13 protein-coding genes are annotated in these 11563 nt (G+C 68.9%); 4 read left to right on the plus strand and 9 right to left on the minus strand.

What is annotated here, in order from left to right:
* The first annotated feature begins 91 nt into the window (after positions 1-91).
* A complete protein-coding gene (locus FBY28_RS11015) occupies positions 92-1195 on the plus strand; it encodes a PAS domain-containing protein (RefSeq protein WP_141866670.1) in 1104 nt (367 codons plus the stop codon).
* On the opposite strand, the gene FBY28_RS11020 is transcribed toward FBY28_RS11015, so the two are convergent.
* Genes FBY28_RS11020 through ssd form a run of 7 tightly spaced genes read right to left on the minus strand, consistent with a single transcriptional unit; the run spans position 1176 to position 5639 of the window.
* Positions 1176-1559 (minus strand): Rv3654c family TadE-like protein, encoded by a 384-nt coding sequence (locus tag FBY28_RS11020; protein ID WP_141866672.1) that lies wholly within the window; start codon positions 1557-1559, stop codon positions 1176-1178. The two genes, FBY28_RS11015 and FBY28_RS11020, sit on opposite strands and share 20 nt — an antisense overlap.
* Positions 1528-1824 (minus strand): TadE family type IV pilus minor pilin, encoded by a 297-nt coding sequence (locus tag FBY28_RS11025; RefSeq protein WP_141866674.1) that lies wholly within the window; start codon positions 1822-1824, stop codon positions 1528-1530. The genes FBY28_RS11020 and FBY28_RS11025 overlap by 32 nt, the downstream gene beginning before the upstream one ends.
* 23 nt (positions 1825-1847) lie before the next feature.
* Positions 1848-2051: a DUF4244 domain-containing protein gene (locus FBY28_RS11030; protein ID WP_141866676.1), complete on the minus strand. Its 204-nt coding sequence runs from the start codon at positions 2049-2051 to the stop codon at positions 1848-1850.
* A gap of 19 nt (positions 2052-2070) precedes the next feature.
* Positions 2071-2619, minus strand: a complete 549-nt coding sequence (locus FBY28_RS11035) for a type II secretion system F family protein (RefSeq protein ID WP_141866679.1) — start codon at positions 2617-2619, stop codon at positions 2071-2073.
* Positions 2616-3398: a type II secretion system F family protein gene (locus FBY28_RS11040; protein ID WP_141866681.1), complete on the minus strand. Its 783-nt coding sequence runs from the start codon at positions 3396-3398 to the stop codon at positions 2616-2618. Before FBY28_RS11040 ends, FBY28_RS11035 begins: the two co-directional genes overlap by 4 nt.
* Positions 3395-4552, minus strand: a complete 1158-nt coding sequence (locus tag FBY28_RS11045; protein ID WP_141866683.1) for a TadA family conjugal transfer-associated ATPase — start codon at positions 4550-4552, stop codon at positions 3395-3397. Before FBY28_RS11045 ends, FBY28_RS11040 begins: the two co-directional genes overlap by 4 nt.
* A gap of 22 nt (positions 4553-4574) precedes the next feature.
* The gene (gene ssd / locus FBY28_RS11050) at positions 4575-5639 is read right to left on the minus strand and encodes a septum site-determining protein Ssd (RefSeq protein ID WP_141866685.1); all 1065 of its coding nucleotides are present in this window, start codon (positions 5637-5639) and stop codon (positions 4575-4577) included.
* Between the two features lie 412 nt (positions 5640-6051).
* On the opposite strand from ssd, the gene FBY28_RS11055 reads away from it, so the two are divergent.
* On the plus strand, positions 6052-6927 hold the full coding sequence (locus FBY28_RS11055; RefSeq protein WP_141866687.1) for an HAD-IB family hydrolase: 876 nt from the start codon (positions 6052-6054) through the stop codon (positions 6925-6927).
* A gap of 389 nt (positions 6928-7316) precedes the next feature.
* Here the strand turns inward: FBY28_RS11055 and FBY28_RS11060 are convergent, their stop codons facing one another.
* Complete coding sequence (locus FBY28_RS11060) at positions 7317-8102, minus strand: Fic family protein (protein WP_141866689.1); 786 nt, start codon at positions 8100-8102, stop codon at positions 7317-7319.
* A 125-nt stretch (positions 8103-8227) separates the two neighbouring features.
* Between FBY28_RS11060 and acs the strand changes: the two genes are divergently transcribed.
* Positions 8228-10201: an acetate--CoA ligase gene (gene acs / locus FBY28_RS11065; protein ID WP_141866691.1), complete on the plus strand. Its 1974-nt coding sequence runs from the start codon at positions 8228-8230 to the stop codon at positions 10199-10201.
* Between the two features lie 14 nt (positions 10202-10215).
* Here the strand turns inward: acs and FBY28_RS11070 are convergent, their stop codons facing one another.
* Positions 10216-10917 (minus strand): S1 family peptidase, encoded by a 702-nt coding sequence (locus tag FBY28_RS11070; RefSeq protein ID WP_216847624.1) that lies wholly within the window; start codon positions 10915-10917, stop codon positions 10216-10218.
* A 142-nt stretch (positions 10918-11059) separates the two neighbouring features.
* On the opposite strand from FBY28_RS11070, the gene FBY28_RS11075 reads away from it, so the two are divergent.
* The gene (locus FBY28_RS11075) at positions 11060-11563 is read left to right on the plus strand and encodes a phage holin family protein (protein ID WP_019510757.1); all 504 of its coding nucleotides are present in this window, start codon (positions 11060-11062) and stop codon (positions 11561-11563) included.

Consider the following 11563-nt stretch of genomic DNA (forward strand, 5'->3'; position numbering starts at 1 on the left):
TCCGAATCAGTGCCCAGCAGCAAGTTCCGACGGATTCCGCAGCATGAGCAAACACCCGGCAGCGGTGCCGGGGCCGGTTAAACTCACGGGCATGGACCACGACTGGCTGCTCGTGGAGACACTGGGTGACGAACCCGCCATCGTCGCCCAGGGCTCGAGGACCAAGAACCTGGTCCCGATCAGTACGTTTCTCCGCCGCAACCCGCACCTGATGGCCATCCAATCAGCCATCGGCGAGACGGTGCGCGCCGGTCACGCACTGACCAGCATCACCCCCAAGAACGACCGCGTGATCCGCACCGAGGTGGTGCACATGTCCGACGGGGTGATCCACGGCGTGCACCTCTGGATCGGCGAACCCGGCGCCGATCCGCCGGACCGGCCGATACCCGGACCGCTGAAATGGGATCTGACGGCCGGAATCGCCACCGACACTGCGGAATCTCTGCACAACGCGGGTCGGGACGCCAGCGTCGAGGCGACCCAGGGCCGCGCCTTCGCCGAGGACCTACCCGCCAGGGCTCTCAATCCCAACGAGTCGAAGGTGCTGTCCATGGTGATCCGGGCCAAACCGGGCCATGTGCTGTGCAGCACGTGGAACATCACCGACTTCCGGGGTGAGCCGATCACCGTGGGTTTCGTGGCCAGGGCGATCTCCGAGGAGCAGAACGACGGCAGCCAACGGTTGATATGCCGAGCGATGAACTGGCGCAGCGTCGTCGAGGGACCGGTGGTGCGCCCCGATGATCTGGCGCAACGGATTCTCAACGGCCTTGCCGCGCCCGGTGTGCACCGGGCGATCGTCGACCTCAACCACTGGCGGCTGCTCAAATGGCTGGACAAGCCGTGCCCGTTCTTCGACTGGCGGGCCGGCGAACAGGGCGAAACCGTCCTGCACCCCGGCGACGAACGCCACGTCCTGGCCATGGCACAGGAATTCGTCGACGGGCCGACCGCCCGGGTACTGCGACTGCCCGCCCACGGCGGCGGGTTCACCCCCATCCACGTCACCGTGAACCGCATCGAACTCGACGACGACACCTACGCGGCGCTGATGTCGATGCGATTGCCCACCGACGAGGAGATCGCCGCCACCGAGCAGGAGGCGACCGCGGTGGAGGGTGCACAGTCCGGCACTCGCGCGGCACTCAAATCGCTTCTGCGCCTGCGCAAGATCACCGGCCAGACGGACTGAGAACAGAATCGGCCGGCCCCGCCCTGGCCTCCGCCCTGGCGCTGCGGCTGGGCAGCATGGTGGTGGCTGTGACGCTGACCGCCACATCCAGCCCGTCCACAATGCACTCGACCACCGCAACATGGTTCGATTCGGCGACGGCTTGTGCTGCCGCGCAGGCACTCTGGCGACCGGAAGGCACGGATGCGGCGCCCGCGAGGGCGGCCAGATCGGCCCCCGATTGCGCGCGGTGGCGCGCCACCACCGCCGAGCCGAGCACCAGCACCCCGACGGTCAACGTCAGCAGCACGACCATCAGCGCGCTCGCGATCAACGTCGCCGAGCCACCGTCCTCACCGGAACTGCTCGGCCATCGCCACTGCATCCCCGGAGATGACGATCCCTGGCAGCAGTGCCGTCGCGGTGCTGACGCGCACCACGACGAACGCACCGTCGCGCTGCGCCGAGATCGTCGACCCGCTCGGCCCGACCCGGCGCGCGGCGGCGACCCCGTCGTCGCCGCGGGCGAGCAGTCGCGCCGCCTCCCGCGCGGCGTCGACACACCGGATGTGCAGGACGGTCGCGTTGATACCGGCAAGGCACACCACCAACACCGCGACCAGGGCGGCGATCGCAAACGCCGCCTCCACCGTGACACCGCCGTGATCATCGCTCAGACACCGGTGTTCAGAGCGCGGGTGATGATGTTGGACAGCGCGGTCACGATTGAGTCGCCGGTCACCACGGTGTAGAGGATGGCACCGAAGGCGGCGGCGGCGATGGTGCCGATCGCGTACTCCACGGTGCTCATCCCGGACTCGTCGGCGGCGGCCACCATGACACGGGCCTGCATCCTTCGGATCATGTTCTGCAGCATGCTTTCTCCTTCTCATCGATTACAGGCCTGACATCAGGTCACCGGCCAGCCCGGCGACCACCGGGACGATTCCCAGGCAGACGAAGGCGGGCAGATAGCACAGCCCGAGCGGTCCCGCAATCAACACCGATGCGCGCTCGGCGGCGGCATCGGCGGCCGAACCCGCGTCGATGCGCACCTGGTCGGCCAGTTCGGCGATACCGTCGGCCAGTGCCGCACCCGATACCGCCGAGCGGCGAGCCAGCCTGGCCAGCACCGCCCCGTGCGGGTCGGCGGTACCACCGGGGTCTGCCCAGGCTCGCTCCGAACCCGCGCCAAGGACGAGTAGGTCGGCCGCGCGTATCAGCTGAGCACGCAGCAGAACCGGTGCCAGCGGTGCGGCCGCCGCAGCGGCGGTCGCGGTCGCCATACCCGCCGAAAGGCAGGCTGCCAGGACGTCCAGACACGATGCCGCGGCCAGCGGATCATCGGGCAGCTCCGGCACGCACCGCATCGGTGCCCGTATTCTGTGTGCGGGTCCGGCTCCGATCAGCACCGCCGCCGCGAGCAGCACCGCGGCCACGCTCATGACCCCACCGCCGTGATGATGCGGTCCGACCAGTAGAGCCCCAGGCAGGACAGTGCCACTCCGATCAGCAGGATGACCCCACCGGGCCCGCCGGCGACCAGGAACCGCACGGGCTCGGCTCCGATCAGCTGTCCCAGCAGGATTCCCAGCACCGGCATCCCGGCCAGCACCGCGGCGGTGGTGCGGGGTCCGGCCAGTCCGGCGTCAAGCCGCAGCCGGAACCTGTCGCGCTCGACGATGTCGTGCTGCGCGGCGCGAAGCAGCGTGGCGATCGCAAGGCCGTGATGGTGTGCCAGCTGCCAGCAGAGCGCCAGCCGTCGCCATTGCGCGGGGATGGCGGAGGTCGCGGCCACCGAACTCAACCCGATGGCGATATCGGCGCCAAGACGCCCGTGCGCCGAGACGGTCCTCAGGCGGTCCCCGACCTGACCACCGACCTCACCGGCCGCCGCGGTGAGCGCGGCCACGGGGTGCGCGCCGACCCTGAGCTCTCCGACCAGGATGTCCAGCGCATCGCGCAATTGCAGCGCCTCCGAGACGGCCGACCGGCGGCGCGCCGCGCGTCGACGACGGTGAGCCACCGTGGCCGCCACCAGCAGACAGGCCAGAACGCCCGTCGGCTCCCACCAGAGCATCGCGAGCACGGTTGCGGGCGCACCCAGCCACGCCGGCGAGATCTGCCGCCGTCGACGAGGTCTCGTCCGAGGCCCGAGTCGATGACCGGCCGGCGCCGGCAAGACGAGCAGCGCCGCCGCCAACAGCATCACCGCCACCGTCATCGGATGCCCGCATCATCGAGCCGGTGGCGCAGCGCGTCGATACCGTCGCCGAACCCGTGTCGCAGTTGCCAGGCGGTGCGCGCGCCGACCCAGCCATCGTGATCGCGTTCGACGACCGCGATCTCGCGCACCCGCCGGATCCCGTCGCGGTCGCGCCCGACGTGCACGACCACCTGGATCGCGGCGGCCAGCTGGCTGTGCAGCGCGGTGCGGTCCAGTCCACCGAGCCCGGCCAACGCCTCCAGCCGCGCGGGCACCTCGGCGGCGCTGTTGGCGTGCACGGTGCCCGCGCCTCCATCGTGACCGGTGTTCAGCGCGGTCAACAGGTCCACCACCTCGGCGCCGCGCACCTCGCCGACCACGATCCGGTCCGGCCGCATCCGCAGTGCCTGACGAACAAGGTCACGTACCGTCACCGCACCCACGCCCTCGACGTTGGGGCCGCGGGCGACCAGCTTCACCACGTGCGGGTGTTGGGGCGCGAGTTCGGCCGCGTCCTCCACGCAGACCAGACGTTCGGTGTCGGCCACCGTTCCCAGCAGCGCCGACAGCAGCGTGGTCTTCCCTGCGCCGGTCCCCCCACAGACCAGGAAGGCCAGGCGGGCCGCGATGATCCCGGCCAACAGGTCCGCGGCGGGCTCGGCGATCGCTCCGGCGGCGATCAGCGCAGCCAGATCCTGGCGGGCCGGTCGGAGCACCCGCAGCGAGATGCAGGTCCCCGCGGCCGCCACGGGCGGCAGCACCGCGTGCAACCGGACGGGATCGACCCCCATACAGCTCAAATGACCATCGACCCAGGGTTGGCTGTCGTCGAGTCTGCGTCCGGCGGCCAGGGCGAGACGCTGCGCGAGCCTGCGCACCGCGTCCTCATCGGGAAAGCGGATGCCGCTGCGCCGCAACCCGTTACCATCGTCCACCCAGACCGCGTCGGGCGCCGTGACAAGGACATCGGTGGTACCCGAGGCACGCAACAACGGATCGAGCAGGCCGGCGCCGGTCAGCTCGGTGGCCAAACTGCGCATGCTGCTGAGTACTTCGGTGTCACCGAGCAGGCCACCGGATTCCGCGCGGATGGCGTCGGCGACCACCGCCGGTCGCAACGCGGCCCCGTCATGGGCTAGGCGTTCCCGCACCCGCTCGATCAACTCGCTCATGCGGTGTCCTCGCAAGGGTCGCTCATAACCCTGCCCCCACCGGTTGTCTGCGCAGCACCTGCAACACCCGCGCGGCGGCGAGGGCCAACGGCGACCGAGCGGCGAGCCGGAGCCCACCGCGCTCCAGCGCGCCGGACAGTCCGGGCTGCGGACGCATCGCCGCAAGCAGCGGAAGACCGATACCGTCGGCCAGGTCCGCAGCCCGCAGCCCACCGGGTGCCGGCCCGCGCACCACCAGACCCAGATTCGGATTGATCTCCCTCGCCCACCGGGTGAGCGCGCCGGCGGCGGCCGCCGCGCGCACATCGGCGGGTGCGATCACGACCACCAGATCCGCCGTGCAGAGCACTGTTTCGGTCACCGGCGTAGCTCGGCGGGGGATGTCACAGACCACCGTGACCCCCGCGCGGCGACCGGCGTCGACGACCGCCGATATCGGCCCCGCCGCGATCTCCCCACCGCTGCGTCCGCCGGACAACACCGTCACCGTGCGCGACGTCGGCAACGCCCCGCGCAGCGCGTCGAAACTCAGCCTGCCCGCCCGCACCGCGAGATCCGGCCAGCGCAGACCGGGCACGCCCTCGGTGCCCATCGCAAGGTCTATGCCTCCGCCCCACGGATCCGCGTCGACGAGCAGTGCCGAATCCGCCGACTGCGCCACGGCAGTGGCGAACAGTGATGCGCCCGCTCCGCCGCACCCACCGATGACAGCGAGGACACCGCCGTCGCGACCGCCCGGGCCGGGGTCGGCGGCCGCCGCACCGAAGGCGCCGACAAGGTCCTCGTCTTGGTCGGGCAGCTTGAAGAAGTGTTGTGCGCCAACGGCTGCCGCGCCTCGCCACTCCCACACCCCGGCATCGTTCTCACCGACCAGCAGCACGCGATCCCGTCGCGGCAGATCCAACTCCGCGAGGCGATGTGCGGACCCGGCGTCGAGAACGACGGCGCGCGCGCCGAGCCAGGCCGCCCGCCCCGACGGACGTTCGGCATGCACCACCGGCAGGCCGGCGGCAGCGGCCACGCGGTCGATCTCCTCGCGCAGGGAGCCGCGCTCGACCACGGCCAGCAGGGTTGGGTTCGACGTCACCCCACCAGCCTGTGAGGACGCACCCGCACCGCACCAGTGCCACACGCACATCTGTGGATGAACCGGCGATTGTGGATAGACCAAAAGACTGAAAACGGCGTTCCGCAACCTCGCAGGAGGTTTCGGCGCCGAGGAGAGGACGGAAAAAGTCCGGAAAAAGGGACGACCCCCGCCAGGGGGGGAGGAGGCGGAGGTCGTCGTGTATCAGCCCCGGGGGGTCGGGCTGATCCACACTCGGCTAAGGCCGAGTGATTGCCACTATACACACGGATTCGCCGCGCAGTGCAAGTAGCGGACGACCGAATTCGCAGGTTGTGTCGAAAATCCTGCAGATTGCGACAGGTGTCGTGAGCTGTCACTTTCCCAGCATTGGGAAAGTACTGCCGCGCCGCGGGCGCCTATGCTGTGACCTGTGACGGTACCCGATGGTTCTGCTGATTTTGCCACCGCGCCCGATCCCCCAGTACAGGGCGGTCAGCCAGTTCGCACCGCGGCGTTCTTCGACCTCGACAAGACGGTCATCGCGAAATCCAGCACCTTGGCATTCAGCAAACCTTTTTTCGACCAGGGACTTTTGAACAGACGTGCGGTACTGAAATCCTCGTACGCCCAGTTCCTGTTCCTCATGTCCGGCGCCGACCATGACCAGATGGACCGGATGCGCACCTACCTCACCGATATGTGCAGCGGCTGGGACGTGGATCAGGTGCGATCCGTGGTCGGCGAAACCCTGCATGGGATCGTCGACCCGTTGGTCTTCGACGAGGCGGCCAACCTGATCGCCGACCACAAGCTCTGCGGGCGCGATGTCGTCGTGGTGTCGGCATCCGGCGAAGAGATCGTCGCGCCGATCGCCGCCGCCCTCGGCGCAACCCACGCCATGGCCACCCGCATGGTCGTCGAGGACGGCAAGTACACCGGAGAGGTGGCCTTCTACTGCTACGGCGAGGGCAAGGTCGAGGCCATCCGGGAACTGGCCGCGCGCGAGGGCTACGCGCTGGAGCACTGCTACGCCTACTCGGACTCGATCACCGACCTGCCGATGCTCGAGGCAGTCGGACATCCCTCGGTCGTCAATCCCGATCGCTCCCTGCGCAAGGAGGCCGGCCAGCGCGGTTGGCCGGTACTGGCCTTCACCCGGCCGGTATCGCTGCGCGACCGACTCCCGGCACCCTCCGGCGCAGCCGTGGCGACCACCCTCGCGGTGGGGCTGAGCGCGCTCGCAGGCGGTGCACTCACCTACACACTGCTCCGGAAGTTGTTGCCGGCCACCGTTACCCGTCGGTAGCTGAGAGCGTCCTCATAACGATCGAGATTCACCCCCGTTTGATACTTGATGTGACCGCGGTCACGGAGTACAAAGGAGTGCACGGAGCTCGACAAGGCCAAGGCCACACCGGAAGAGAAGGGGTGATCTCCCGAGTCGAAACTCCTAGCACGGATCACCGGAACCCACGCGGAGCTCAAGCCGCGATACAGGCAGAAGCGTTGTGGGCCTGCGGAATCACGAAAAGCGAATGACGCGACAACCCCTTGGGTGGGGTTGCGCCCATAGCGCAACGTGAGAACGCCGAGGCCACCCACACAACCCACCTCAGCACGCTTGGTAACCGGGAATCCGTGCTAGCGGGCGACGAGCCGTGACCGACGCAAGTGGGTCACGGAGCGTCGCCCGCTTCATTTGCTGGGTCGGTCGCGCGCGGATTCCGCAATCGACAGTGCCTCCCGCGCTCCGGCGTGCAGCGCCTGACTGCTCAACACCAGCCAGGCACCCAATCCGTTCGGCGTGCCCGAGGCGAATCCACGCGCGGCGGCCCGGTAGTTCCCGGACTGCTTCATCCAGAACATCTCCGGCACCCCGAGTCCGTGCGGATCCAGCCCGCTGGACATCGTGATCAGTCGCGACACCGCGCGCGCCACCACACCGTCGGCCGAACCGAAGGGCTCCAGGGTCAACAGTTCACCATGCGCGACGGCGGCCAGCACGAAGGCGGGCACCGATGTGCCGCCGGTGACCAGTTCGGCCAGCATCTCCAGCCGTGGACCCACCTCGGGCGCCGAGCGCGGCCTACCCAACCGGTCGTCGTCGACCAGGTCCGCCGCCGCCAGCGAGTGCAACCGGGCCAACGCCTGCAGCGGCGCCCGCTGCCACACCTGCGTCAACGCGGTCGCGCCGCCCTCCAACGCCTCGGACACCCGCAATGCCCCGGCCAACACCGCATCGGGTTCGCCGGACTCGGACAGATTCAGTGAGCCGCCGTCGAGCACCGAGCTCGCGCGCGCCGCGCGCAGGGCCGCCTCCGCCGCGGTCGCCGGCCAGCCCCGCAGATTGGTGCGGTGCCGATGGGCCCGGCCAAGCGCCTCGCGCGCCTCGTCACCGGCGGCGGCCACTCCTTCCAGAGCCACCAGCGGGGCGAGCGGATCGGTGTTGTTCGGCTCCTTGCGCGAGCGCTCGTCGGTCATCCGGACAACGCTAGCCGACCGCTGAGCCTGCAATCCCCGACGTTCGGCGCAGTTCGGCAGCCGTCCGCAGCGCATCTTGTGACGCTCCAACGCCGCTGCAACCTTCGGTGACTACGCTCACACCCATGAGCGAGACGACAGCGACGCAGACCGGCGTGCCCTCAGCCTATCCCCCGCCCGCCGAGTTCGCGGCCAATGCCAACGCCACGAGCGATCTCTACGATCAGGCCGAGGCCGACCGACTGGCGTTCTGGGCCACCCAGGCCGACCGACTGTCCTGGGGCACCCCGTTCACCGAGGTGCTGGACTGGTCGAACGCGCCGTTCGCAAAGTGGTTCGTCGGCGGCAAGCTCAACGTCGCCTACAACTGTGTGGACCGCCACGTCGAGGCCGGCAATGGTGACCGGGTCGCCATCCACTGGGAGGGCGAGCCCGTCGGCGACGCCCGCACCATCACCTACGCCCAGCTCCAGGACGAGGTCAACCAGGCCGCCAACACGCTCGCCGAACTCGGCCTGACCGCAGGCGACCGGGTGGCCATCTACATGCCGATGGTGCCCGAGGCGATCATCGCGATGCTGGCCTGCGCACGGCTGGGCGCGATGCATTCGGTCGTGTTCGCCGGCTTCTCCGCCTCCGCGCTCAAGGCCCGCATCGAGGATGCCCAGGCCAAGATCGTCATCACCTCCGACGGCCAGTACCGCCGGGGCAAGGCCGCACCGCTGAAGACGGGTGTCGACGAGGCATTGGAAGGCCTCGGCTCCGACAGCCCCGTCGAGCATGTTCTCGTGGTGCGCCGCACCGGGATCGACGTGCCGTGGACCCAGGGTCGCGACCTGTGGTGGGACGAGACGGTGCCCAAGGCATCGGTCGAGCACGCCCACGAGTCCTTCGACTCCGAGCACCCGCTGTTCCTGCTGTACACCTCCGGGACCACCGGCAAGCCCAAGGGCATCGTGCACACCTCGGGCGGGTACCTGACCCAGGCGTCCTACACGCACTCGGTCGTCTTCGACCTCAAGCCCGAGACCGACGTCTATTGGTGCACAGCCGATATCGGCTGGGTGACCGGCCACACCTACATCGTGTACGGACCGCTGTCCAACGGAGCCACGCAGGTGGTCTACGAGGGCACCCCGGCCTCCCCGGACGAGCACCGGCACTTCCAGGTCATCGAAAAGTACGGCGTATCCATCTATTACACCGCCCCCACGGTGGTCCGCACCTTCATGAAGTGGGGCCGCGAGCTCGCCTTCGAACACGACCTGTCCAGCATCCGTCTGCTGGGCTCGGTGGGTGAACCGATCAACCCCGAGGCGTGGCGGTGGTACCGGCTGGTGTTCGGCGCCGACAAGACCCCGATCGTGGACACCTGGTGGCAGACCGAGACCGGGGCGATCATGATCTCCCCGCTGCCCGGGGTCACCCACTGCAAGCCCGGTTCGGCCATGACACCGCTGCCCGGCATCTCGGCCAAGATCGTCGACGACGACGGCAACGATCTCGCCCGCGCCGTCGACGGGGCCGAGCAGACCACCGGATACCTGGTGCTGGACAAGCCGTGGCCGTCGATGCTGCGCGGCATCTGGGGCGACGACGAACGGTTCAAGGAAACGTACTGGTCGCGCTTCGCCGAGCAGGGCTGGTACTTCGCCGGTGACGGCGCGCGCTACGGCAGCGACGGTGAGATCTGGGTGCTGGGCCGCATCGACGACGTGATGAACGTGTCCGGACACCGCATCTCGACCGCCGAGGTGGAGTCCGCACTCGTCGGGCACGCCGGGGTGGCCGAGGCCGCCGTCGTCGGTGCCACCGACGAGCACACCGGCCAGGGCATCTGCGCGTTCGTCATCCTCAAGAGCCACGCCGCCGAACTGTCCCACGAGCAGATGGTCGACGAGCTGCGCGCCGAAGTCTCCAAGGAGATCTCCCCGATCGCCAAGCCACGGGAGATCCACGTCGTCCCGGAGCTTCCCAAGACCCGTAGCGGCAAGATCATGCGCCGACTGCTGCGCGATGTGGCCGAGGGCCGCGAACTCGGTGACACCTCGACCCTGGTGGACCCCAGCGTCTTCGAGGCGATCCGCGCCAGCAAGTAGCCGCCGGCAATCGGTCAGGCGATCGGCACGAAGCCGGCGCCTGGCCGATTCTTGGCGGTGATATCGGTGAGCACCGAGGACATCGACATGGTGACCGCCGGGGTGTGCAGCGGGATGTACTGCGTCACGCACGTCGGTAGATCCTCGGTGAACGCGCCGTGGATCATGCCGACCAGCCTGTTGTTGACCGTCACCGGCGCCCCGGAATCGCCGGGCTGGCCGCAGACCTGGTTGAGGATGGTGCCCGGATCCTGACCGGGACCCCATGTCACACCGCACGAGTAGCCGGTCGTGCGACCCAGCTTGCAGGCCACTTCACCGAACGACGGGTCCGGTCCCAGTCCGTCGATCCGGAATCCCTTGACCGTGTTCACCGGTTGCACCCGCTGCGGGTCGAATTCGATGACCGCATAGTCCAGGTTGTCGTTACCGGCGACCATGACGCCGAGCGTTCCCGCCGTCGGCACGCCTTCGGCGGCGACCACCGCGCCCGGCCCGCCGCAGTGCGCCGAGGTGAACCCGATCAACTTGCCCGCGGAGTCGTGGCCGATGGCGGTGAGTGTGCAGTAGGCGTGACCGTCGATGACGATCCCCGATCCGCCGCCGAGCGGAACCGGGCCGTCGGCGTGGGCGACCGGGCTCAGCGCGACCGCCAGGGGCGCCAGGACCGCAAGCGAAACAGTGCGCGCAATGGACTGCCAGCGGTGTCTCAACATCTCCCCGTTCCTCGGCTGGGCGCCATTCTATGTGGCGGAGCCGCCACCTCCTCGGACTGGAGCCCTCTCCCCGTCGCTTCGCTCGCCCTGAGATCTCTCCCCGTCGCTTCGCTCGCCTCAGAACATGGCAACATAGCCTCCTATGAGCACCAGCGACCGCAAGAACGGCGTACCTGCCACTGTGACGTCGATTCCGCTCGTCGACCCGCACGCCCCCAAGGCCGACCCCTCCATCGGAGATCTGGTCAAGGATGCGACCGCACAGGTGTCCACCCTGGTGCGCGCCGAGGTGGAGCTCGCCAAGGCCGAGATCACCCGCGATGTGAAGAAGGGCCTGACCGGCAGCCTGTTCTTCATCGCGGCCCTGGTCGTGCTGTTCTACTCGACCTTCTTCCTCTTTTTCTTCATCGCCGAGCTGCTGGATACCTGGCTGTGGCGCTGGGCCGCGTTCCTGATCGTGTTCGGCGTGATGGTGCTGGTCACCATCGCGCTGGCGCTGCTCGGCTATCTGAAGGTGCGGCGCATCCGCGGGCCGCGCGAAACCATCGCCTCGGTCAAGGAGACCAAGGAGGCGCTGACGCCGGGCGCGGACAAGCCCGCCGAGGCCGCCAAGCCGGCCATCACCACCGACCCCTCCGGCTGGTAG

The sequence above is a fragment of the Arthrobacter sp. SLBN-53 genome, from assembly GCF_006715585.1.
Taxonomy (GTDB): domain Bacteria; phylum Actinomycetota; class Actinomycetes; order Mycobacteriales; family Mycobacteriaceae; genus Mycobacterium; species Mycobacterium neoaurum_A.